At 65.3% G+C, this 23359-nt stretch carries 14 protein-coding genes and 3 rRNA genes; 15 read left to right on the top strand and 2 right to left on the bottom strand.

Features of this window, described 5'->3' with window-relative positions; all coding sequences use genetic code 11:
- Window positions 1–71 precede the first annotated feature (71 nt).
- The 7 genes from ABV606_RS03480 to ABV606_RS03450 all read left to right on the top strand — a co-directional run bounded on the left by ABV606_RS03480 (window position 72) and on the right by ABV606_RS03450 (window position 12402).
- Complete coding sequence (locus ABV606_RS03480) at window positions 72–626, top strand: TetR/AcrR family transcriptional regulator (protein WP_353988356.1); 555 nt, start codon at window positions 72–74, stop codon at window positions 624–626.
- Window positions 626–3526: an MMPL family transporter gene (locus ABV606_RS03475; RefSeq protein WP_353988355.1), complete on the top strand. Its 2901-nt coding sequence runs from the start codon at window positions 626–628 to the stop codon at window positions 3524–3526. Before ABV606_RS03480 ends, ABV606_RS03475 begins: the two co-directional genes overlap by 1 nt.
- Window positions 3523–5304, top strand: a complete 1782-nt coding sequence (locus ABV606_RS03470; RefSeq protein ID WP_353988354.1) for a YhgE/Pip domain-containing protein — start codon at window positions 3523–3525, stop codon at window positions 5302–5304. The genes ABV606_RS03475 and ABV606_RS03470 overlap by 4 nt, the downstream gene beginning before the upstream one ends.
- A 483-nt stretch (window positions 5305–5787) precedes the next feature.
- Window positions 5788–7311, top strand: a 16S ribosomal RNA gene (locus tag ABV606_RS03465).
- Window positions 7312–7723: 412 nt separating this feature from the next.
- Window positions 7724–10836, top strand: a 23S ribosomal RNA gene (locus tag ABV606_RS03460).
- A 128-nt stretch (window positions 10837–10964) separates the two neighbouring features.
- Window positions 10965–11081 (top strand): 5S ribosomal RNA (rrf, locus tag ABV606_RS03455).
- Together the 16S, 23S and 5S rRNA genes form the textbook arrangement of a ribosomal RNA operon.
- 100 nt (window positions 11082–11181) lie before the next feature.
- On the top strand, window positions 11182–12402 hold the full coding sequence (locus tag ABV606_RS03450; protein ID WP_353988353.1) for an MFS transporter: 1221 nt from the start codon (window positions 11182–11184) through the stop codon (window positions 12400–12402).
- A gap of 60 nt (window positions 12403–12462) precedes the next feature.
- On the opposite strand, the gene ABV606_RS03445 is transcribed toward ABV606_RS03450, so the two are convergent.
- Together ABV606_RS03445 and ABV606_RS03440 are read right to left on the bottom strand one after the other, a co-directional pair.
- Complete coding sequence (locus ABV606_RS03445) at window positions 12463–13599, bottom strand: MFS transporter (RefSeq protein ID WP_353988352.1); 1137 nt, start codon at window positions 13597–13599, stop codon at window positions 12463–12465.
- Window positions 13596–14441: a sugar phosphate isomerase/epimerase family protein gene (locus ABV606_RS03440; protein ID WP_353988351.1), complete on the bottom strand. Its 846-nt coding sequence runs from the start codon at window positions 14439–14441 to the stop codon at window positions 13596–13598. The genes ABV606_RS03445 and ABV606_RS03440 overlap by 4 nt, the downstream gene beginning before the upstream one ends.
- 120 nt (window positions 14442–14561) lie before the next feature.
- On the opposite strand from ABV606_RS03440, the gene ABV606_RS03435 reads away from it, so the two are divergent.
- The 8 genes from ABV606_RS03435 to mnhG all read left to right on the top strand — a co-directional run bounded on the left by ABV606_RS03435 (window position 14562) and on the right by mnhG (window position 23354).
- Window positions 14562–16043 carry an alpha,alpha-trehalose-phosphate synthase (UDP-forming) gene (locus ABV606_RS03435; protein WP_353988350.1) on the top strand — a complete coding sequence of 494 codons (1482 nt, stop codon included), beginning with the start codon at window positions 14562–14564 and terminating at the stop codon, window positions 16041–16043.
- Window positions 16040–16831, top strand: a complete 792-nt coding sequence (otsB, locus tag ABV606_RS03430; protein ID WP_353988349.1) for a trehalose-phosphatase — start codon at window positions 16040–16042, stop codon at window positions 16829–16831. The genes ABV606_RS03435 and otsB overlap by 4 nt, the downstream gene beginning before the upstream one ends.
- A 99-nt stretch (window positions 16832–16930) precedes the next feature.
- Window positions 16931–19810: a Na+/H+ antiporter subunit A gene (locus ABV606_RS03425; RefSeq protein WP_353988348.1), complete on the top strand. Its 2880-nt coding sequence runs from the start codon at window positions 16931–16933 to the stop codon at window positions 19808–19810.
- Window positions 19807–20451: a Na(+)/H(+) antiporter subunit C gene (locus ABV606_RS03420; protein ID WP_353988347.1), complete on the top strand. Its 645-nt coding sequence runs from the start codon at window positions 19807–19809 to the stop codon at window positions 20449–20451. The genes ABV606_RS03425 and ABV606_RS03420 overlap by 4 nt, the downstream gene beginning before the upstream one ends.
- On the top strand, window positions 20448–22052 hold the full coding sequence (locus ABV606_RS03415; protein WP_281487161.1) for a Na+/H+ antiporter subunit D: 1605 nt from the start codon (window positions 20448–20450) through the stop codon (window positions 22050–22052). The genes ABV606_RS03420 and ABV606_RS03415 overlap by 4 nt, the downstream gene beginning before the upstream one ends.
- Complete coding sequence (locus tag ABV606_RS03410) at window positions 22049–22597, top strand: Na+/H+ antiporter subunit E (RefSeq protein ID WP_281487162.1); 549 nt, start codon at window positions 22049–22051, stop codon at window positions 22595–22597. Before ABV606_RS03415 ends, ABV606_RS03410 begins: the two co-directional genes overlap by 4 nt.
- Window positions 22594–22983, top strand: coding sequence for a monovalent cation/H+ antiporter complex subunit F (locus tag ABV606_RS03405; protein WP_353988346.1), 390 nt, complete (start codon window positions 22594–22596; stop codon window positions 22981–22983). Before ABV606_RS03410 ends, ABV606_RS03405 begins: the two co-directional genes overlap by 4 nt.
- Window positions 22980–23354 (top strand): monovalent cation/H(+) antiporter subunit G, encoded by a 375-nt coding sequence (gene mnhG, locus ABV606_RS03400; RefSeq protein ID WP_353988345.1) that lies wholly within the window; start codon window positions 22980–22982, stop codon window positions 23352–23354. The genes ABV606_RS03405 and mnhG overlap by 4 nt, the downstream gene beginning before the upstream one ends.
- Window positions 23355–23359 lie beyond the last annotated feature (5 nt).

Raw genomic sequence — 23359 nt, 5'->3', positions numbered from 1 at the left:
GCGACTGAGCGTTCGCCGCGAGTCTGACCGATCGGTCAAACACCTGACCGATCGGTCAGTACTGTGGAGGAATGGCCGATCTCACCGCTCTGAAAGCGGCCGCGCTCACCGAGTTCGCGGCATCCGGATACTTGGGCACTTCCATCGCCCGCATCGCGGAGCGAGCCGGGGTGAGCAAGGCGTCGGTGCTGTATCACTTCGAATCGAAGGAGGCGCTGCTCGCCTCGGCGGTCGGCTCCGCGATCGAGGAGCTCGAGCAACTGCTCGACCGAGTCGGCACCGGTGAACTGGGCGTCGAGGAGCGCAAGGTCTTCGTCGAGGGCTTCGTCGAGTTCCTGCTCCGGAACCGCCTGGCCGTCCACATCTTCATGAACCAGCGCAGCACGCTGGCCGATCTCACGGTCATGCGCCGCGCAGACGCGCTCATCGAGCGCATCGCCCAGTTCCTGATGGAGCGCACCGCATCGCTCGACGAGCACATGCGCTTCGGCATCGCGCTCGGCGGAGCGGCGTACCTGCTCGCGAATGCAGGAGTGCTGCCCGGCCCGCAGCCCGACGATATCGAGGTGCGCGAGAGCCTCAATCGCATCCTGATCGGTCTGCTCGTTCCCGAGGCTGCCCGCTGATGGCCACGCTCCTCTACCGCATCGGCTCGTTCTCGTTCCGGCGTGCCTGGGCGGTGATCGCTGCGTGGCTCCTGCTCGCAGCGCTCGCGCTCGGCGCGGGGCTCGGACTCGGCGGCCAGATGCAGGAGTCGTTCGCGATCCCGGGCACCGAATCGCAGGCCGCGATCGACCGCCTCGCCGCAGTGTTCCCCGAGACGGCTGGCGCGAGCGCGCAGCTCGTCCTGCAGTCCGATGACGGAGCGCCCCTCGACGCGAGCCGCGACGAGATCGACGCAGTGGCGTCAGACCTCACCGATCTCGAACAGGTCTCGCAAGCGGTCTCGCCGTTCTCCGAATACGCCTTCGACGCCGTGTCGAAGGACGGCCGCACCGCGGTCATGCAGGTGCAGTTCGACGGAGCCGTCGAAGACATCACCGACGTGACCCTCGATGAGGTGGATGCCGCAGTCGAGCCGCTGCAGCGCGCCGGCATCTCGGTGGACTTCGGCGGGATGCTGTACCAGGACGTCGAATACGGCGTCACCGTGACCGAACTCATCGGTGTGATCATCGCGGGCATCGTGCTGCTGGTCACCTTCGGCTCGCTCATCGCTGCCGGCATCCCGCTGCTGACTGCGATCTTCGGGCTCGCGGTCAGCATGGGCGCGGTGCTCGCCGTCGCCGCGTTCGCCACCATCTCGAACGCGACACCGATGCTGGCGCTCATGATCGGCCTCGCGGTCGGCATCGACTACGGACTCTTCGTGCTCTCGCGGCACAGGCAGCAACTCGCGCAGGGCATCGCCCCGGCCGAGTCGGCGGCCATGGCCACCGGCACCGCGGGAAGCGCGGTGGTGTTCGCCGGGCTCACCGTCATCATCGCGCTGCTCGGCCTGCTCGTGGTCGGCATCCCGTTCCTCAGCACCATGGGAATCGCCGCTGCGTTCGCGGTGCTGCTCGCGGTGGTCGCGACGGTCACCCTGCTGCCGGCGGTGTTCCGTCTCGCCGGCTCGAGGCTCGCCCCTCGGGCCGGCAGTCGCACCGAGCGCCGAGCGCTTGCAGCGGCATCCGCCGATGGGCCGCCGTCCAAGGCCTTGGGAGCCCGCTGGGTGCGCGGAGTGCTGAAGGCGCCGGTCGCCGCGGTGGTCCTGGTGCTCGCGGTGCTCGGCACTCTGGCGGTCCCCGCGTTCAGCCTGCAGCTCGCGCTGCCGAGCGGAGCGAGCGACCCAGAGGGCACCACCGCGCGGCAGGCGTATGACACGATCGCGAACGACCTCGGCGAGGGGCGGAACGGACCGCTCATCGTTGCGGTCGACATCACTCAGACGACTGAAGTGCTCGAGTCGCTCGAGGCCATCTCCGACGAGCTCCGCGCATTGCCTGGGGTGGATGCCGTCAGCGCCGGCATGCCGAACCGCTCGCTCGATACCGGGGTCATCCAGGTCATCCCGGAGACGGGGCCGGCAGACCCTGCCACGGCGCAACTCGTGCACGACATCCGCGACCTCGCGCCCGGCATCGCCGCCGAGCACGACACTCCCATCGCCGTCACGGGCACCACTGCGGTGCAGATCGACATCTCCCAGCGGTTGAACGATGCGCTGCTGCCGTTCGGTGTCATCGTCGTCGGATTGTCGATCGTGCTCCTCATGCTCGTCTTCCGCTCGGTGCTCGTGCCGCTCAAGGCCGCGCTCGGGTTCGTGCTCTCTGTGCTCGCCTCCTTCGGTGTGGTCGTCGCGGTCTTCCAATGGGGATGGGGCGCGGAACTCCTCGGCATCACGCCCGGACCCGTGCTGAGCTTCATGCCGATTCTCCTCATGGCCGTGCTCTTCGGCCTCGCGATGGACTACGAGGTGTTCCTCGTCTCGGGCATGCGCGAGCGCTACGTGCACGGTGCCGAACCGCGGCAGGCGATCGAACGCGGGTTCGCGGGCGCGGCTCGGGTCGTGACCGCGGCCGCGCTCATCATGTTCGCCGTCTTCGTGTCGTTCGTGCCGGAAGGGTCAGGCGTCATCAAGGTGATGGCGCTCGGGCTCGCCGCGGGGGTGTTCCTCGACGCGTTCCTGGTGCGGATGACGCTCGTACCCGCGGTCATGGCCCTCATGGGGCGCACCGCATGGTGGCTGCCCCGTCGCCTCGACCGAGCGATGCCCGACGTCGATATCGAAGGCGCACGCTTGCTCGAACACCGAGAGGCGGTGGCTTGGGCTCGCGACCGCGATGGATCCGTCTTGAGCGCGGCCGCCCTCCAACCTGCGAGTCACGACGCCGAGGCATGTCCGGCCACGGTCGATGTGGAGATCGCGGCGGGCGAGGCGCTGGTCATCACGGGAGCGGAACGATCGCGCTCCCCGCTCGCGCAGACGTTCGCCGCACGGCGCGTCCCGGCATCCGGGCGCCTGCAACTCGCCGGGCACACCGTGCCATCCGATGTCGCCCGGGCGCGAATGGCCGTGGCGTATGCCGACCTCGGTACCGAGCAGGCCGGGCTGACCGCCGGAAGTCTGCTGGAGGAGCGGCTGCGGCTGCGACACCCTTGGCGTCCGTCGCTCGTGCGGAGGGAGACTCGTGAGTGGTTGAGCCGGCTCGACACGGCGTCGCGCAGTGCCGGGCTTCAGCCGATCAGCCCACGTGCCGGTCTCGACCGAGCCCAGAGCCGGCTCGCCGTGGCGGCTGCGGTCCTCGCGGAGGGGACGCCCATCGCGGTGTTCGAGTTCGGCAACGACTCTCCGCAACTCGAAGTGGAAACTCTCGCGCGGGCGATCGAGTCTCTGGCCGACCCGAGCACGGTCCTCGTGTTCTCGGCGCCGATGCCTCTCGCCATGACGTCGCGCCGTGTCCACCACGTGCCACTCCCACCAACCACCACGCCGTTGCCGTCCTTCACGACGACGCCCAGCCTCGAGGAGGCCGTGCGATGAACCGAATTGCATCACCGAGGCGGATCCTTGCCGCGATCGCCGCAGCCGCCGTGCCGCTCGCGTTCGCCGGACTCGCGATCGGCGCGTTCTCTGACGCTGAGGCCGGCGTGCACCGCATCCCGGCTGCCATCGTCAACAACGATCAGCTGGTCATGCAGACGGATGCCGCCGGAGCGCAGCAGCCCGTGCTCGCCGGACGTCTGCTCGTGACCGAGCTCACCGGTGCCGACTCGGCCGGCTTCGACTGGACGGTCACGAACGACGAGGCAGCTGCAGAAGCGCTCCGCGATGGTCGAGTCTCGGCGGTCGTCACCGTGCCCGAGGACTTCTCGCGCTCGATCACCTCGCTGGGCAGCGACAAGCCCGAGCAGGCGAGCATCGACATCCGCACCGACGACGCACATGACCCGCTCACCGGGGCCGTGCTGCAAGCGGTGAGCGACGGCATGGTCGCCGCGTTCGGGCAGACCATCACTCAGCAGGTGCTGGCCGGCATGTTCGACTCGTTCGGCCAATTGGGTGATTCGCTGGGCACAGCAGCGGAAGGCGCTCGCCAACTCGGCGCCGGGGTCGACGGCCTCGCGAAGGGATCAGCAGAGGCGACCGCCGGCCTCGAGAGTCTCGCCGGTGGCGTGGGTGGGTACACGCGGGGCGTCAGCTCGCTGAGCAGCGGGCTGGCGAACCTCGACTCCGGGGCGGCCAAGCTCGACGGCGTCGCATCAGCGGTGAACGACTTCACGGGTGGAACCGCATCGCTCAGTGCCGCCCTCTCCGGTGCGGTCGCCCAACTCTCCGCGAACCCCTCCGACCCGGTCGCGCTCGGCACGGTGCAGGCCATCTCGGCTCAGCTCGAGCAGCTGGCCGCCGGGGGCGGTCGACTGGCCTCGTCCACCTCCAGTGCGATCGAAGGTGTGCAATCGGGCATCACCCGAAGCGCGCAGGGCGCCGCCACGCTCGCCCGCGAAGGCGACGCACTTCACACCGGCGCGACTCAGGCGCACGAGGGCTCTGCGGCGTTGACCGCGGGTGCCGAGCAACTGGCGAGCGCAGCCGGCGACCTCGCGGGCGGCCTCGACACGGCTGCGAAGGCTGTGCCGAGCAGCGAGGGCACGGATACCGAAGCCGCCGCCGCGGCCCTCGCGCGCCCGGTGTCAGCCACAGTCGACCGCGAGCACGCGCTCGAGAGCGCATCGCCCGCCATCGTGACAGCAGTGGCTCCCGCCGCGCTGTGGCTAGGGGCGCTGGCAGTGTTCCTCGTCTCGGCGCCGCTGTCGCAGCGCGTGCTGCAGTCGAGTGCGCGGCTGGGCAGGCTTGTCCAGGCTCGGCTGCTTCCCCCGACATTGCTGGTGGTGGCTCAGGCGGTCGCGCTCACGGTGATGATCCATGCAACCGGAGCGGCGCCGTGGTCTCTCGTGCCCTGGACCCTCGGCATCAGTCTTCTCGCGGCGATCGCGTTCGCCTTCATCCACTTCGCGCTCCTGTCGCTCGCGGGACGTGGGGGACTGGTGCTGTCACTACTGGCGCTCGCGCTGCAACTCGTCTCGAGCGGTGTCGTGTTCCCCCGGGCGCTCCTCGCCGAGCCGTTCCAGGCGGTCGCGCCGTGGATGCCGCTGACGCACTTCTCGAGAGCCCTCCAGTCCGTGCTCACCGGCGGCGCTCCCGCGGACGGCCTCGCTGCGACGGCGGCATTGGCGGGCTTCGCGGTGGTGGGACTCGCGCTCGGTGTAGCAGGGATGCGCTCACGGCGCGCAGCGCCGGCCGCGGCCTTCGCGGCGTGAGCCGCGTGTGCTGAGCAGGAGCGCGTGATCGGCGACGAGAACCGCGGGAATCCGCGCGACACACCCGGCTGACACGGTCGATTTGCGCCGACCCGAAGGCGCCCGTAATGTATTCACCTGTCACCCCAAAGGTGCGGCGGAGCGGATCGCTCGCCGGCCTCAAGCGGGACAGAACCCCTTCTTCTTTCACAGGCGTAACGCTGCGCCCGTGGCTCCTTCTCCAGGCCTCTTCGGCAGGGATCGGAACACGGGCCGAGTTGACATGCCGAAGAGAAGAAGTAATATAGAGAAGTTGCCCTGTTTGCGGCCCTGGGAGGGGTCGGGCGGGGTGTCCGGTTCTTGAGAACTCAACAGTGTGCACATGTCAAATGCCAAATAACCTCGGCATTGATCGGGCGATTTCGGTTGCCTGGTTGGTGTTTGAGATTCCTTTGGATTGATTGGATTGTCAGCATTGACAGTCTTTCAGTCAGCATCAAATTTTTTACGGAGAGTTTGATCCTGGCTCAGGACGAACGCTGGCGGCGTGCTTAACACATGCAAGTCGAACGATGAAGCTGGGTGCTTGCACCTGGTGGATTAGTGGCGAACGGGTGAGTAACACGTGAGTAACCTGCCCCTGACTCTGGGATAAGCGCTGGAAACGGCGTCTAATACCGGATACGACCCATGAAGGCATCTTCTGTGGGTGGAAAGATTTATCGGTTGGGGATGGACTCGCGGCCTATCAGCTTGTTGGTGAGGTAACGGCTCACCAAGGCGACGACGGGTAGCCGGCCTGAGAGGGTGACCGGCCACACTGGGACTGAGACACGGCCCAGACTCCTACGGGAGGCAGCAGTGGGGAATATTGCACAATGGGCGAAAGCCTGATGCAGCAACGCCGCGTGGGGGATGACGGCCTTCGGGTTGTAAACCTCTTTTAGTAGGGAAGAAGCGAAAGTGACGGTACCTGCAGAAAAAGCACCGGCTAACTACGTGCCAGCAGCCGCGGTAATACGTAGGGTGCGAGCGTTGTCCGGAATTATTGGGCGTAAAGAGCTCGTAGGCGGTTTGTCGCGTCTGCTGTGAAACCTGGAGGCTCAACCTCCAGCCTGCAGTGGGTACGGGCAGACTTGAGTGCGGTAGGGGAGATTGGAATTCCTGGTGTAGCGGTGGAATGCGCAGATATCAGGAGGAACACCGATGGCGAAGGCAGATCTCTGGGCCGTAACTGACGCTGAGGAGCGAAAGCATGGGGAGCGAACAGGATTAGATACCCTGGTAGTCCATGCCGTAAACGTTGGGAACTAGATGTAGGGACCTTTCCACGGTTTCTGTGTCGCAGCTAACGCATTAAGTTCCCCGCCTGGGGAGTACGGCCGCAAGGCTAAAACTCAAAGGAATTGACGGGGGCCCGCACAAGCGGCGGAGCATGCGGATTAATTCGATGCAACGCGAAGAACCTTACCAAGGCTTGACATACACCGGAAACGGCCAGAGATGGTCGCCCCGCAAGGTCGGTGTACAGGTGGTGCATGGTTGTCGTCAGCTCGTGTCGTGAGATGTTCGGTTAAGTCCGGCAACGAGCGCAACCCTCGTCCTATGTTGCCAGCACGTAATGGTGGGAACTCATGGGATACTGCCGGGGTCAACTCGGAGGAAGGTGGGGATGACGTCAAATCATCATGCCCCTTATGTCTTGGGCTTCACGCATGCTACAATGGCCGGTACAAAGGGCTGCGATGTCGTAAGGCGGAGCGAATCCCAAAAAGCCGGTCTCAGTTCGGATTGAGGTCTGCAACTCGACCTCATGAAGTCGGAGTCGCTAGTAATCGCAGATCAGCAACGCTGCGGTGAATACGTTCCCGGGCCTTGTACACACCGCCCGTCAAGTCATGAAAGTCGGTAACACCCGAAGCCAGTGGCCCAACCGTAAGGGGGGAGCTGTCGAAGGTGGGATCGGTGATTAGGACTAAGTCGTAACAAGGTAGCCGTACCGGAAGGTGCGGCTGGATCACCTCCTTTCTAAGGAGCACTCGTCACCGTTTGGTGGCGTAGGTATCCCAGATCAAGGACGAATGTTCCTTGCTGGGTGCTCATGGGTGGAACATTTGACAAGAGCTGGCCGGTTCGGCTGGTGTTCAGTACGCCCTTCGGGGTTGGAACGGCACTGGTTCGGATGGGTTGGGTCGGGTGCGCACTGTTGGGTCCTGAGGGACCGGGCCGGCGCCGCTGCGGAAACGTGGTGGGGTGGGACTGGATCCTTCGGACCCGTTTCGGGTTCCCACTGTGGTGGGGCTTGGGCGGGTGCCGATCGTTTATTGAGAACTACACAGTGGACGCGAGCATCTTGCCAGTGTCACTTCGGTGATGCTGGTGAATTGTGGTCTCACCATCCAACACTTCTGGTGTTGTGGTGGTGTTTCATCTCATGTGATTTCAAGTTGCTAAGAGCGAACGGTGGATGCCTTGGCATCTGGAGCCGAAGAAGGACGTCGTAATCTGCGATAAGCCTCGGGGAGCTGATAAACGAGCTGTGATCCGAGGATTTCCGAATGGGGAAACCCCGCCAGGCGTTTGTGCGACCTGGTGACTCCCGCCTGAATGTATAGGGCGGGTAGAGGGAACGCGGGGAAGTGAAACATCTCAGTACCCGCAGGAAGAGAAAACAACAGTGATTCCGTCAGTAGTGGCGAGCGAACGCGGAACAGGCTAAACCGAGCCATGTGTGATACCCGGCAGGGGTTGCATGGTCGGGGTTGTGGGACCTTACAGGGTGATCTGCCGGTCACCCGCAGTGACGGAGCCGTATAGACGAACAGGTTTGAATGCCTGGTCGAAGAGGGTGCGAACCCCGTAGTCGAAATGCGGTGACGGCTGGTGAGTGTTCCCAAGTAGCACGGGGCCCGAGAAATCCCGTGTGAATCTGCCAGGACCACCTGGTAAGCCTAAATACTCCCAGATGACCGATAGCGGACAAGTACCGTGAGGGAAAGGTGAAAAGTACCCCGGGAGGGGAGTGAAATAGTACCTGAAACCGTTTGCTTACAAACCGTCGGAGCCGACTTGTATCGGTGACGGCGTGCCTTTTGAAGAATGAGCCTGCGAGTTAGCGGCACGTGGCGAGGTTAACCCGTGAGGGGGAGCCGGAGCGAAAGCGAGTCTGAACAGGGCGTTCAGTCGCGTGTCCTAGACCCGAAGCGAAGTGATCTATCCATGGCCAGGTTGAAGCGTGTGTAAGAGCGCGTGGAGGACCGAACCCACCTAGGTTGAAAACTGGGGGGATGAGCTGTGGATAGGGGTGAAAGGCCAATCAAACTTCGTGATAGCTGGTTCTCTCCGAAATGCATTTAGGTGCAGCGTTGCGTGTTTCTTGCCGGAGGTAGAGCTACTGGATGGCCGATGGGCCCTACAAGGTTACTGACGTCAGCCAAACTCCGAATGCCGGTAAGTGAGAGCGCAGCAGTGAGACGGTGGGGGATAAGCTTCATCGTCGAGAGGGAAACAACCCAGACTACCAACTAAGGCCCCTAAGCGTGTGCTAAGTGGGAAAGGATGTGGAGTTGCTCAGACAACCAGGAGGTTGGCTTAGAAGCAGCCACCCTTGAAAGAGTGCGTAATAGCTCACTGGTCAAGTGATTCCGCGCCGACAATGTAACGGGGCTCAAGCACACCGCCGAAGTTGTAGCATTCGCATTATTGGTAAGCCTTCGTGGTTCAGCCGTGCGGATGGGTAGGAGAGCGTCGTGTGGCGGGTGAAGCGGCGGAGTGATCCAGCCGTGGACGCCACACGAGTGAGAATGCAGGCATGAGTAGCGAAAGACGGGTGAGAACCCCGTCCTCCGGAAGACCAAGGGTTCCAGGGTCAAGTTAATCTGCCCTGGGTGAGTCGGGACCTAAGGCGAGGCCGACAGGCGTAGTCGATGGACAACGGGTTGATATTCCCGTACCGGCGAAGAACCGTCCCAACCAACCCAGCAATGCTAAGCGCCCGAACCCGCATAGTGAAGCCCTTCGGGGTGGATCGTGCGGGGGAGCGCGTGACCCGAGCTGGCGCGGTTAGCGTATTAACAGGTGTGACGCAGGAAGGTAGCCGTACCGGGCGATGGTTGTCCCGGGGTAAGGATGTAGGGCGAACGATAGGCAAATCCGTCGTTCATATGCCTGAGATCTGACGCATACCCCTCACGGGGGAATTCGGTGATCCTATGCTGCCAAGAAAAGCATCGACGCGAGGTTCTAGCCGCCCGTACCCCAAACCGACACAGGTGGTCAGGTAGAGAATACCAAGGAGATCGAGAGAATCATGGTTAAGGAACTCGGCAAAATGCCCCCGTAACTTCGGGAGAAGGGGGGCCTGAAGCGTGACGGGACTTGCTCCCTGAGCGTGTGATGGCCGCAGAGACCAGTGGGAAGCGACTGTTTACTAAAAACACAGGTCCGTGCGAAGAAGCAATTCGAGGTATACGGACTGACGCCTGCCCGGTGCTGGAAGGTTAAGAGGAGCGGTCAGCGTAAGCGAAGCTGTGAATTTAAGCCCCAGTAAACGGCGGTGGTAACTATAACCATCCTAAGGTAGCGAAATTCCTTGTCGGGTAAGTTCCGACCTGCACGAATGGCGTAACGACTTCCCAGCTGTCTCAACCATGAACTCGGCGAAATTGCAGTACGAGTAAAGATGCTCGTTACGCGCAGCAGGACGGAAAGACCCCGTGACCTTTACTACAGCTTGGTATTGGTGTTCGGTGTGGCTTGTGTAGGATAGGTGGGAGACTATGAAGCGGGCACGCCAGTGTTCGTGGAGTCATTGTTGAAATACCACTCTGGTCACTCTGGATATCTAACTTCGAACCGTGATCCGGTTCAGGGACAGTGCCTGGTGGGTAGTTTAACTGGGGCGGTTGCCTCCCAAAAAGTAACGGAGGCGCCCAAAGGTTCCCTCAACCTGGTTGGCAATCAGGTGGCGAGTGTAAGTGCACAAGGGAGCTTGACTGTGAGACTGACAGGTCGAGCAGGGACGAAAGTCGGGACTAGTGATCCGGCAGTGGCTTGTGGAAGCGCTGTCGCTCAACGGATAAAAGGTACCTCGGGGATAACAGGCTGATCTTGCCCAAGAGTCCATATCGACGGCATGGTTTGGCACCTCGATGTCGGCTCGTCGCATCCTGGGGCTGGAGTAGGTCCCAAGGGTTGGGCTGTTCGCCCATTAAAGCGGTACGCGAGCTGGGTTTAGAACGTCGTGAGACAGTTCGGTCCCTATCCGCTGCGCGCGTTGGAAATTTGAGAAGAGCTATCCCTAGTACGAGAGGACCGGGATGGACGAACCTCTGGTGTGTCAGTTGTTCTGCCAAGAGCACCGCTGATTAGCTACGTTCGGGACGGATAACCGCTGAAAGCATCTAAGCGGGAAGCCGGCTTCAAGATGAGATTTCCATCCCCTTCGGGGGGAGAGGCTCCCAGCCAGACGACTGGGTTGATAGGCCGGATGTGGAAGCGAGGACTAACGACTCGTGGAGCTGACCGGTACTAATACGCCAATGACTTGACAACACACCCCACCCTTTCGGGTGGGAGATGACTCGCGTCCACTTTGTGGTTCCCGATACACGGTCGGAACCACACACCCCCACCACACCAGTGGTGGAGGCCTGTGTTTTGTAACCGAAGATCGACACTGTTACGGCGGCCATAGCGAAGGGGAAACGCCCGGTCACATTCCGAACCCGGAAGCTAAGACCTTCTGCGCCGATGGTACTGCAAGGGCGACCTTGTGGGAGAGTAGGACACCGCCGGACCTCATTCCGGAACTGGCCACCCCGTTGGGGTGGCCAGCTCTGTCTAACCCGAAGACGCGAAGCGTCTGAGGGGCTCGTAGTACTTCAAGGAGAGAGCTTCATGACGCCGGGGGCGGGCCGAGTCAGCGGCGATCGAGTCTTCTGGCGCGTGGCGCTGCTCCTCTTCGCCACGGGGTGGGCCGCGAACCACTTCACCGCGCTGGTTCCGGTGCTCCGGACCGCCGGCGAACTGCCGAGCGTCACCGTGAACAGCGCCTTCGCGATCTACGCGATCGGATTGCTGCCGGGTCTGCTTGGCGGTGGAGCGCTGGCCGACCGAATCGGACCTCGACGCATCGTGCTGGCGGGTGCGATGATCGCCGCAGCCGGCAACCTCGCCATGGCTATCTGGCACGCCGAGTTCGGCGTGCTGGCCGGACGCCTCGTGGTCGGTGGCGGCATCGGGCTCGCGGTGAGCGCCGGTACCGTCTGGGCCGTCATGCTTCGAGGCGCGAGCGGCGCGACGCTTGCCGGCATCATCCTCACCGCCGGCTTCGCAACGGGCCCCTTCGCCAGCGGCATCCTCGCCGCAGTGCTTCCGTTGGACCCTGGAATGACCGCCCCCTTCGTTGTCACTTCCGCACTGTCTATCGTCGCGGTCGTGCTCGTCGTATCGTCGCGGGCTTCAACCGGGGGGTCACCACTGCAGGCTCGGGTCCCGGGCAGTGGTGTGACCGTGCCGGCATCCGCGCCGATCCGTATCCGCAGCGCACGCCGAGCGTTCTCGGTCGCTCTCCCGATGGCGCTCTGGGTGTTCTCGACCGCGACCGTCGCGTTCATCGTGCTCCCGAGCCGGATGGACCTGCCCGCGGGATCCACAGCGCTCGTCGCCGGTCTCGTCTCGATACTGGGATTCGGGGCGGGCATCGGAGCGCAAGCGCTGGCGCGCCGCCTTGCCTGGGGACCGATCGCGGGCGTGTGCGGAGCCGGGCTCGCGGCTGCGGGCTTCACGGTGACGGCTTATGTGCAGCATCCGCCCGTCTGGCTGTTCTTGGTCGCGATCGTGGTGCTCGGCACCGCCTACGGCCTGTGCCTGCGAGAAGGACTCGTCGACGTGGACCTTCTCGCGCCCGTAGCCACGCGCGGAATGGTGATCGGCGTCTTCTACGTGTTCACGTACCTCGGGTTCGCTGTGCCTCTGCTGCTCGATTTCGTGGAGCCGTCGATCGGCACGACCCTGCCGCTGCTGCTCCTGGCCGCAATGGCCGTGCTCGCCGCCTCGGCGAGAGGGATCGTCATGCTGAAGACCGACCTGCTTGATCGCTGGCGGCCAGGGCACTAGCGCGGCTCGAGTCGAGGCGTCCCCTGTGCCGACGCGCGAGCGTGCAAACGATGCGCTGCCTCACCCCTGCCGGGGACGCCTCCCCGAGCTGATCGCGAGCAGCGACATCGCAGCGATCAACGCGATGGCGGGAACCCAGAATCCCCAGCCGGGCTGCGCGACATAGATCGGAAGCACCACCGCCGGCGCGACGGCTGAGCCGAAGAACCGGAACGCCTGGGTCACCGAGACGCCTGCCCCGCCGTTGGGGAGAGCCAATACGGCGCCATTCGACGACACCGTCACGAGCTGCGCTGACGCGAACGCCAACGACCAGACGAGCGCGATCGCCCACGGAGCATGAGTGAGCGGCGGGAGAGCGATGGCCGCCGCGGTCATTGCGAGCCCGGCGAGCATGACCCGCTTCGTGCCCCAGCGGTCGACCGCCCTCCCGGCGAGCGGTGAGGTGACGAAGGCCGCGAGCCCGCCGCACATGACGATGAGGCCTCGCTCCGCCGGGCCTGAACCGAACTCGGTCCCGGCTTGCAGCGCGATGAGGAACGCCATGCCCAGGGCTCCGAAGCCGATCGCGAACTGTGCGCCGCCGATTCGCAGCACGGGCAGTGTGATGCCGTCGACGAGCGACCGGAGGCGCAGCCGGCCACTGCCGGCATCCGCTGGAACACCGATGACGAAGAGCACCAGGGCCACCAGCGCCACTGCACCGTACGCGAACCGCCAATCGAGCACGGCCACGAGGCCGCCGAACCCGGGCGCCGAGAGCTGGCCCAGAGACTGGGCAGCGCTATAGAGCCCGAGCGCCCTGCCGAGCCGCGCCTTCGCCGCGCTCCTTCCGAGCGTGGCGAGCAGGATCGGGGTGGTGAACGCATTGGATGAGCCCGCGAGGACGCAGCCCGCGATGAACACTCCCCAAGTGGGAGCGAGCGCGCACATGAGCGCCGCTGCGACATAGCTCGCGTACGCGATGCGGAGCACCCGAGCGCGGCCGACCGATTCGGCGATCGAACCGGAGACGAGCATGATCGAGGCGAAGGGGACCAGATACGCCGGGATGCAAGCGGCCGCGGCTGCCGCGCTGATTCCGAAGCTTCCGCCGAGTTCCGTGAGGATCGCCGCCGCCATACCGCCGGCGAAAGGGCCCATGAAGCCGCCGGCGTAGACCGCTGCTCGTCTCAGCCTGCCGACTGGTCGCGTCATCGACGGAGCGAAGCGACCGCTCGCCTCGCCCTCGCACGGATGCTCGGTCGACGACGACCGATGATGCGACTCGCGAACAATCTGGTCGCGATCAGCAGATCGAGCTGCTCGCTCTCGGTGCGAGCCTTTCGAGTGTTGACCTCAGCCACGATCGAACCGTTCCAGCCGCTGTCGATCAGCATCTTCAGCACTTCCGCCACCGGCTCGTGACCCGCGCCGGGCACCAGGTGCTCGTCGAACACCCGGCCCTCGTCCATCGACCCGGAGCCGTCGCAGAGATGGATGTGCCGCAGACGATCACCCATGCGGCGGGCGAGTTCGAGCGAGCCGGCCCCGGAGAGCGCGGCATGCGAGAAATCGAGCGTCATGGCGTCGCAATCCATGTCGGTCGGATCCGGACTCGGCGCGTAGGCCTTCACACTCGAGCCGCGCACCTTCCACGGGAACATGTTCTCGACGGCGATGTCGACACCGGATGCCGCGGCCGTCTCGCGCACGATGCGCTCGAAGTTGCGGGCGTATCCCGCCTGCCAGCGGAAGGGCGGATGCACGACGACCGTGTCTGCGCCGACCTTGGCGGCCAGCTCGGCGGACTTCTCCAGCTTCACCTGAGGATCGCGGCCCCAGACGAACGTGGTGAGCAGCAGCACCGGAGCGTGGATCGAGAGGATGGGCATGCCGAAGCGCTCTGCGAGAGCGTTCAGCGCGTCGGCATCCTGCGTGACCGGGTCATTCGTCACCATGACTTCGAGCCCGTCGTAACCGGCCTGCCGAGCGAGTTGGAACGCATGCTCAGGGCCGCGCGGATACACGCACGAGGTGCTCATGCCGAGGCTGATCATCGTCTCGAGTCTACGTCGGCCGTCCGGGGCCGCCCTGGGGAACCCCCGTTAGAGGCACACTGTTAGCCTGAAGGCGCGACAACGCCCCGCCAGCGGGGCAGAAGGAGACGATCCGCAACGATGGCTTCGGAGAAGCAGGGCGAATACGACTTCATCGTGGTGTCGAACCGATTGCCGGTCGACCGACAGACGTCGCCGGACGGCACCGAGTACTGGCAAGCCTCACCGGGGGGCCTCGTCACGGCGCTCGAGCCGATGATGCAGGCCAGTGGAGGTGCTTGGGTCGGCTGGCCGGGTCGCCCCGATCTGGAGTTCGACCCCTTCGACCACGAGGGAATGCACTTGGTGCCCGTCTCGCTGACGGCGGTCGAGGTGGAGCGGTACTACGAGGGCTTCTGCAACGACACGATCTGGCCGCTGTACCACGACGTGATCGCTCCGCCGAGCTACCACCGAGTGTGGTGGGACGCGTATGTGCGCGTGAACCGGCGCTTCGCCGACGCGGCAGCGCGGCTCGCGGCGAAGGACGCCACGGTGTGGGTGCACGACTACCAATTGCAGCTCGTGCCGATGATGCTTCGCGAGAGCAGGCCCGATCTGACCATCGGGTTCTTCAACCACATTCCATTTCCGCCATATGGCATCTTCTCGCAGCTGCCGTGGCGCCGGCCCATCATCGAGGGCCTCCTGGGCGCCGATGTGATCGGCTTCCAGCGGGTGGGGGATGCCGCGAACTTCAGCCTTGCCGTTCGCCGGCTGCTCGGCCACTCGGTGCGCCGTGCCGGAGCCATCGACATCGAGCAGGACGGCAAACCGTTCCGGCGGGTCATCTCGCGCGCCTTCCCGATCTCGATCGATTCGCGAGCGTTCGAGGAGGTCGCGAAGCGGCCGGATGTGCAAGCTCGAGCACGCCAGATCCGGGAGGATCTCGGCAACCCGAAGAAGATCCTCCTCGGTGTCGACAGGCTCGATTACACCAAGGGCATCCAGCACCGGCTGAAGGCGCTGGGGGAACTGTTCGCAGCCGGCGAGCTCGACCCCGAAGAGGTGAGCTTCGTGCAGGTCGCGAGTCCGAGCCGGGAGCGCGTCGAGACGTACCGCCAACTGCGCGACGAGATCGAGCTCACCGTGGGGCGCATCAATGGCGACTTCGGGTCGATCCGCCACCAGCCCGTGAGCTATCTGCACCACGGCTACCCCCGTGACGAGATGGTCGCCCTGTACCTCGCCGCCGACGTGATGCTCGTCACCGCGCTCCGCGACGGCATGAACCTCGTCGCCAAGGAGTACCCGGCGGTGCGCTTCGACGAAGACGGGGTGCTCGTGCTGAGCGAGTTCACCGGGAGCGCCGACGAATTGCGAACGGCCCTTCGCGTCAACCCGCACGACATCGACGGGTTGAAGGCGGCGATCCTCGAGGCGACACGGATGCCGCAGGCCGATCGCCGACGGCGCATGCGCGCCATGCGCAGGCGCGTGCTCGAGAACGATGTCGCCAGATGGTCGTCGAGCTTTCTCGACGTGCTTCGCGAAGCTCGCGGAAACAGTGCGGCGCGTGACGAGTCGCCCGTCGATCCCGTCGTGGAGCAGTCCGGATCATGAGCGTGACCGCCCCTTCACTCTCAGAGGCACTCGATCGCATCGCTCAGGTGCCGACGCTGCTGGTCGCGCTTGATTTCGACGGCACACTGGCTCCGGAAGTCGACGACCCGGAGCAGGCGCGGATGCTGCCGGCCGCCCAGGAGGCGATCCGCCGATTGGCGCTGCTGCCCGGCACTCCCGTCGCGCTCGTCTCAGGCCGCGGTCTGCCGAGCCTCGAGCGAGTGGCCGGTGTCTCGGATTCGGTCACACTCGTCGGGTCGCACGGCGTGGAGATGCGCTACCAGGGGCGCGAGCGCTCGCTGCTCGGCACCCACGATCTCGAGCGGCGGCGCCTGCTCGGCGAAGTGCTCGCAGCGAGCGTCGACCAGCACGATGGCGTGTGGCTCGAAGCGAAGCCCGTGGGGTTCGCCGTGCACACACGGTTGGTGACCCACGATGCGGCGGCAGAGGCGCAGCGATCCGCTCGCGCAGCGGTCGCGGCATCCTCGCTCAGCGATATCACGGAGCGCGCGGGCAAAAACGTGCTCGAGTTCGCGGTCCGGCCGGCGACGAAGGGCGATGGCATCGTGGAATTGCGCACCCTCACGGGCGCCGATGCCGTCTTGTTCGCCGGCGATGACGTCACCGATGAAGACGCGCTCGCAGCGCTCGAAGACGGAGACCTCGGGTTGAAGTGCGGGGCCCCGCCGACGCACGCGCAGTTCTGCGTGCCGGCTCCCGGGGATGTGGCAGAGCTGCTGCTCCAGCTTGCTGAGCAGCGGTCCGTGTATGTGCACCGGCCGGAATGAGTACTGCTCATCGTCTAAAATAGTTCCCGGCGACGGGTGTAACGGTTCGACCTTCGACGGACCAGCATGCGTGAGAGTCATGACTGAGGGGAGGGTTGGATGCTGGTGATCCTCGCGGTCTTCTCGGTCGCCTCCCTCGTTCTCTACCCTCTCACCCGGTCGATCGGGCGGCCCGCCTTCGCGGTCGCGGCACTTATTCCCGCAGCGGCATTCGTCTACACCATTGCGCAGGCACCTACGGTGCTGGCCGGCGGCAGTGTTCGCGAGCAGTACCTGTGGATCGCGGAGCTCGGGATGCAGGTCAGCACCCGACTTGATGTGCTGGCCTGGGTCATGTCACTCGTCGTGACCGGCGTCGGCGCCCTGGTGCTGCTCTACTGCATGCGGTACTTCGACGCCGATGAGGAAGGTCTTCCCCGCTTCGCGTCGATCCTGCTGGCGTTCGCCGGCTCCATGTACGGCCTCGTCATCGCCGACGATGTGTACCTGCTGTTCGTGTTCTGGGAAGCGACCACTGTCTTCTCCTACCTGCTGATCGGGCACTACACGGGCCGCCGAGCCAGTCGCGGAGCCGCGCTCCAGGCGTTGCTCGTAACGACCTTCGGCGGGCTTGCGATGCTCGTCGGCTTCGTGCTGCTCGCGGTCACCGCTGGCACGACTCAGCTCTCGGCGCTCGTCGCGAACCCGCCCGAGGGTGCGATCGTCGTCGTCGCGATCATGCTCGTGCTGCTCGGCGCGGTATCGAAATCTGCGCTGTTCCCATTCCACTTCTGGCTGCCGGCCGCGATGGCGGCGCCGACGCCGGTCAGCGCCTACCTTCACGCGGCCGCCATGGTGAAGGCCGGCGTCTACCTCATCGCACGCCTGGCGCCGGGCTACGCCGACATCCCCGGCTGGCGCGAGGTGCTCGTGCTCTTCGGAGTCATCACGATGCTCATCGGCGCAGGGCGCGCCCTCCGGCAATACGACCTGAAGCTGCTCCTCGCGTTCGGCACGGTCAGCCAGCTGGGCTTCCTCACCGTCGTGGTGGGGGCGGGATCGCGGGATGCCGCGCTCGCGGGGTTGGCTCTGCTCATCGCCCACGCGCTCTACAAGTCGACACTCTTCCTTGTCGTCGGCATCATCGACCACCGCGCCGGTACGCGCGACCTGCGTAAGCTCAGCGGCCTCGGACGTGATGCGCCGGCGCTGGCGGTCATCGCCATCGTCGCCGCCGCATCCATGGCGGGGCTGCCTCCGCTGATCGGGTTCGTCGCCAAGGAAGCGGTCTTCGACTCGTTGCTCGCCATGGCCGGCGAAGGATCTACGGTCGGCTGGGTGGCGCTCGCGGGTGTCGCGGTGGGCAGCATCCTCACCGTGGCATACACCGCCCGACTCATCTGGGGCGCGTTCTCACGCAAGCCGGGCGTCGAGTCGGCCCCGCCGCTTCACCGCCAGCGCGTCGACTTCCTCATCGCGCCCGCGGTGCTCTCCGCGGCGGGTCTGGTGCTCGGTCTGCTCCCGAACGTCGTCGACAGCTGGGTCGCCGGTTACGCCGACTCGTTCCCGCCGGCTCGTGAGCCGTATCACCTGGCCCTGTGGCACGGGCTCACTCCCGCGCTCGGGCTCTCAGTGCTGGTGCTCGTGCTCGGTGCGGGGGCGCTCCTGGTCTCCGGCTGGGTCAACAGATCCGGGTGGCATGTGCCCGAAGCGCTCGGGTCGAATGAGATGTACTGGCGCATCCTCCGCGGCGTCGACAGGGGAGCGGCGCGGGTGACCGTGACGACGCAGCGGGGCTCCCTGCCGTTCTACCTCAGCGTCATCCTCATCGCTCTGCTCGCGTTCGTCGGCGTCCCGCTGGTGCTCAATCGCACCTGGCCAGACACCTTCACGTTCATGAGTCATCCGGTCGAAGGCGCGGTGGCGATCCTCGTGATCATCGCCGCCCTCGCGGCGACCACCGCCCAGAAGCGCTTCCAAGCGGTCGTGCTCGTGGGTGTCTCGGGCTATGGCATGGCCGCCCTGTTCGCGCTGCTGGGCGCGCCCGATCTTGCGCTGACGCAGGTGCTCGTCGAGACGGTGACTCTGATCGCCTTCGTGCTCGTGCTGCGCAGGCTTCCCGCGCGCCTCGGCGAGAGGCACGGCTCGGTGCACCGGCTCGCCCGCGCAGGGATCGGAGTCGCGGTCGGTCTGCTCATGGGCACCATCGCTCTCGCAGCCCTTGCAGCTCGCGTCGACGCGCCCATCTCCGACGAGATGCCGCGTCTCGCGTACGAGGGCGGACACGGGCAGAACGTGGTCAACGTGATGCTCGTGGACCTCCGTGGCTGGGACACCATGGGCGAGCTCAGCGTCGTGATCGCAGCCGCGACGGGTGTCGCGAGCCTCATCTTCGTGAGCGGACGACGAGACTACCTGCCGAGACTCTCGCGGCGCGACGCCCAGGAGCGCGTGCGCGAGACGCTTCGCCGAGTCGCCGACCCCAACGACGCCACCGAGCGCGGGTCCTGGCTGCTGGCAGGACGCACCCTCGCCGCCCGCAACCGATCCATCATGCTCGAAGTGGTCGTGCGGCTGGTGTTCCACGCGATCATCCTCCTGTCGATCTTCCTGCTGCTCGCTGGGCACAACGCACCGGGCGGCGGTTTCGCTGGCGGACTCGTCGCCGGCCTGGCGCTCGTCAGCCGCTACTTGGCGGGCGGACGGCACGAGCTCGGCGCGGCGGCGCCGCTCGACGCCGGAAAGCTGCTCGGCGCCGGTTTGCTGTTCGCGGCGGGCACGGCAGCCGTGCCGCTGCTGTTCGGCGCCGACGCGCTCACCTCGACGTGGTTCGAACTCGACCTCGGCTGGTTCGGCGAGATCGTGTTCGTCACGTCGACGCTCTTCGATATCGGCGTCTACCTCGTCGTCGTCGGGCTCACGCTCGATGTGCTTCGCAGCCTCGGGGCCGAGGTCGACCGCCACCAAGAAGACGCAGAGCAGTCGGAGGTGCGCTCATGATGCCTCTCGTGCTCGTCGCCCTGATGGTCGTGCTGTACTCGGCAGGGATCTACCTGATGCTCGAGCGAAGCATCACGCGGGTGCTGCTGGGCTTCCTCCTCGCTGGCAACGCGACCAACCTGCTCATCTTCCTCATGTCGGACGGGTTCGGCGCTGCGCCCCTGCTCGGCGACGATGGCAGTGCTCCCGCTGTGATGAGCGACCCGTTGCCGCAGGCGTTCATCCTCACGGCGATCGTCATCACGTTCGGCGTGAGCGCATTCCTCATGGCGCTCATCTATCGTTCATGGCGGCTCGGCAAGGTCGACATCGTGCAGGACGACCTCGACGACATCGAGATCGCGAAGCAGAGCAGCGCGATCGCTGAGACGAGCATCGAAGAGGTCGACACGAGCGACACGGAGTTCGCCGACGATGTGCAAGCGCGGGCACTGCAGGAGGAATTGGGTGCCGTGCACCGCTCGCTCGATGCCGATGCGGCTGCCATGACCGACGAGATCCACGGGTCGGATGCCGCGTACCCCGGCTCTCCGAGCGATGCGACCTCCGACGAGGCAGCCGCCGACGGTGCGACGGCCGATCACGACGACCACCGTGACGAAGGCCCACCTGACGACAGCGCCGAGGGGGACGCACGATGAACGCCCTGGTGCCCCTCGTCGTATTGGTGCCGCTGCTCAGCGCGGCCGGCGCATTGGTATTCGGCCGCCGTCCACGGCTGCAGCAGCTCATCACGGTCGGTGCCCTCGGCGCTGTGCTCGTTCTGAGCGCAGTCATGCTCGGCATCGTCGACAACGATGGACCGCTCGCCATGTCGGTGGGCGGCTGGACCGCCCCGTTCGGCATCGCGCTTGTCGTCGACCGGCTCTCGGCGTTGCTCCTCATGGTGTCGGCGATCGTGCTGCTGGGCGTGCTCCTCTTCTCGGTCGGCCAGGGTCTTGCCGACGGTGATGAGGAGACGCCGGTCTCCATCTACTACCCGACCTATCTCGTGCTCTCGGCCGGCGTCTTCAACGCCTTCATCGCCGGCGACCTCTTCAACCTGTACGTGGGATTCGAGATACTGCTCGTCGCCAGTTACGTGCTCATCACGCTGGGGGGCACCGAGCAGCGCATCCGCGCCGGCATCACGTACATCGTCGTGAGCCTGCTGTCGTCGCTGCTCTTCCTCGCATCGATCGCCATGATCTACGGTGCCACCGGCACAGTGAACCTGGCGCAGATCTCCCTGCGGATGCAGGAGGTGCCCGAAGACCTCCGAATCGTGCTGCACGTGATGCTGCTCGTCGCCTTCGGCATCAAAGCGGCCGTGTTCCCGCTCGCGTTCTGGCTGCCCGACTCGTATCCGACGGCTCCCGCACCGGTCACCGCTGTCTTCGCGGGCCTGCTGACCAAGGTCGGCGTCTACGCCATCATCCGCACGGAGACACTGCTCTTCCCACTGCCGGAGCTCAATACGGCCTTGATGGTCGTCGCCCTGTTCACGCTGGTGGTCGGGATACTCGGAGCTGTCGCGCAGGTCGACATCAAGCGCATGCTCTCATTCACGCTCATCAGCCACATCGGCTACATGGTGCTCGGCGTCGCCCTCGGCACGGCCGCGGGCATGAGCGCAGCGATCTTCTACATCGTCCACCACATCGTCGTGCAGACGACCCTCTTCCTCTCCGCAGGGCTGATCGAGCGCCACGGTGGAAGCACGTCGATCAATCGTCTCGGCGGGTTGCTGAAGTCGGCGCCGGTGATCGCGGTGCTGTTCTTCGTCCCGATGCTGAACCTCGGCGGCATCCCGCCCTTCTCAGGCTTCATCGGCAAACTGGCGCTCTTCGACGCGAGCGCCCGCGAGGGCAGCGCGCTGGCGTATGTGTTCATGGGGGTCGGAGCGGCCGTGTCGCTGCTGACGCTCTATGCACTCGCGCGAGTTTGGAACCTCGCCTTCTGGCGCCGCAGCGAGGAAGTCGAGGACTACGACTCGACGATCACCGCCCTGCTACGCTCGGCGCCGGAGATGGGCTCGCCGCGCGAGCAGCGACGCATTCCGCGCCTCATGACGGTGGCGACCACCTCCATGGTCGCGGTGAGCGTGGCGCTGACCGTGCTCGCTGGACCGCTCTACGCGTTCGCGGATCGCGCCGGGCAGAACATCACGGGCCCCGGCACCTATATCGACTCCGTGCTCGGACCCGGCACGAGCGCCGAAGCCGACGCATCGGTCGACAGTGTGAACGGGAGTGCCCCATGAGTCCCGCCGAGCACGGGTTCATCCGGCGGCTCCGGTTACGGCAGTTGCCGGTCATGATCGGCCTGGTCGTCTTCTGGTTGATGCTCTGGGGCGACGTCACGGCACTGAACGTCGTGGTCGGCGTGGTGCTCGCGATCATCGTGACGCGCGTCTTCTACCTGCCGCCCGTTGATATTTCGGGTCGCGTCAACCCGTGGTGGCTGCTGCGCTACCTGGGGTACTTCCTGCGCGAGCTCGTCATCGCGTCGTTCCAGGTGGCATTCCTCGCGTTGGATCCACGCGGGGTGCCGCACTCTTCGTTCGTGCGGGTGAAGCTCCGCACGAAGTCCGACTTCATCCTGACCATGGTCGGCATGACCATCTCGCTCATCCCCGGCTCGCTCGTCGCGGAGGTCGATCGATATCAGTCGACCCTCTACCTGCATGTGCTGAACACGCGCACGCTCAAGGATGTCGAGGCGATGCGACGCGAAGTCCGCTGGATCGAGGAACTGCTGATCCGGGCGGTGGGCGATCGCAATGATCTGAGGAGGCTGGGCGCATGAGCGCGGCATCCCTGCTGTTCTGGTTCAGCGGCACCATGCTGCTGCTCGCCTCGCTCTTCGCGCTCTACCGCATCGTTCGCGGACCGTCGATCCTCGACCGCATGATCGCCTCCGACATGCTGCTCACGACGCTGGTCATCGTCGTCGGCGTAGAGATGGTCTACAACGATCACCTCGACACCGTGCCCCTCATGATCGTGCTCGCCTCGACGGCGATCTTCGCGTCGATCTCGGTCGCTCGGTACGTGTCGAAGCAGGACAGTCCGAGGAACGGCGCCGAGCGACGGGCGCTCGGTCGCGGGCCGGTGGCCGACGCCCCGGCGGCTGGACCGGAAGCACCGCCCGAGGCAGGGAATTCCTCGCCCGAGAAAGGAGGCCCGCTGTGAACGTAGACGCGATCATCGATGGTGCGGCACTGGTCTGTCTCGCCCTCGGCGCGTTCCTATCCATGGCCGCCGGCGTGGGCTTGCTGCGATTCCCCGATGCCCTGAGCCGAATGCACGCCGCGACCAAGCCACAGATCATGGGGCTGTTCTTCGTGATCGCCGCGATCGCGCTCGACCAGCGCTCCTGGGTGACGGTTCTCATCCTCGTGCCGGTAGTAGTGCTGCAAACGCTGACCGCGCCCATATCCGCCCACATGATCGGTAGGGCTGCGTACCGCACTCACAATTTCAGCGACGAGCACACCCTCGTCGACGAACTCGCCCCAGCGGTCGACAAAGCAACCAGAGAGCAGCGTCGCAGCGCTCGCTGACCCGA

It is taken from the genome of Ruicaihuangia caeni, from assembly GCF_040536845.1.
Lineage (GTDB): Bacteria > Actinomycetota > Actinomycetes > Actinomycetales > Microbacteriaceae > Ruicaihuangia > Ruicaihuangia caeni.
The sequence above is the reverse complement of the archived record's forward strand: the minus strand, read 5'-3'. Positions and strand labels throughout refer to the sequence as shown.

Coding starts and splice junctions, on each gene's coding strand:
- ABV606_RS03450 (WP_353988353.1), top strand. CDS start 11,182: ATGACGCCGGGGGCGGGCCGAGTCAGCGGCGATCGAGTCTTCTGGCGC.
- ABV606_RS03475 (WP_353988355.1), top strand. CDS start 626: ATGGCCACGCTCCTCTACCGCATCGGCTCGTTCTCGTTCCGGCGTGCC.
- ABV606_RS03405 (WP_353988346.1), top strand. CDS start 22,594: ATGAGCGCGGCATCCCTGCTGTTCTGGTTCAGCGGCACCATGCTGCTG.
- ABV606_RS03470 (WP_353988354.1), top strand. CDS start 3,523: ATGAACCGAATTGCATCACCGAGGCGGATCCTTGCCGCGATCGCCGCA.
- ABV606_RS03445 (WP_353988352.1), bottom strand. CDS start 13,599: ATGACGCGACCAGTCGGCAGGCTGAGACGAGCAGCGGTCTACGCCGGC.
- ABV606_RS03425 (WP_353988348.1), top strand. CDS start 16,931: ATGCTGGTGATCCTCGCGGTCTTCTCGGTCGCCTCCCTCGTTCTCTAC.
- otsB (WP_353988349.1), top strand. CDS start 16,040: ATGAGCGTGACCGCCCCTTCACTCTCAGAGGCACTCGATCGCATCGCT.
- ABV606_RS03420 (WP_353988347.1), top strand. CDS start 19,807: ATGATGCCTCTCGTGCTCGTCGCCCTGATGGTCGTGCTGTACTCGGCA.
- ABV606_RS03480 (WP_353988356.1), top strand. CDS start 72: ATGGCCGATCTCACCGCTCTGAAAGCGGCCGCGCTCACCGAGTTCGCG.
- ABV606_RS03440 (WP_353988351.1), bottom strand. CDS start 14,441: ATGATCAGCCTCGGCATGAGCACCTCGTGCGTGTATCCGCGCGGCCCT.
- ABV606_RS03415 (WP_281487161.1), top strand. CDS start 20,448: ATGAACGCCCTGGTGCCCCTCGTCGTATTGGTGCCGCTGCTCAGCGCG.
- ABV606_RS03435 (WP_353988350.1), top strand. CDS start 14,562: ATGGCTTCGGAGAAGCAGGGCGAATACGACTTCATCGTGGTGTCGAAC.
- ABV606_RS03410 (WP_281487162.1), top strand. CDS start 22,049: ATGAGTCCCGCCGAGCACGGGTTCATCCGGCGGCTCCGGTTACGGCAG.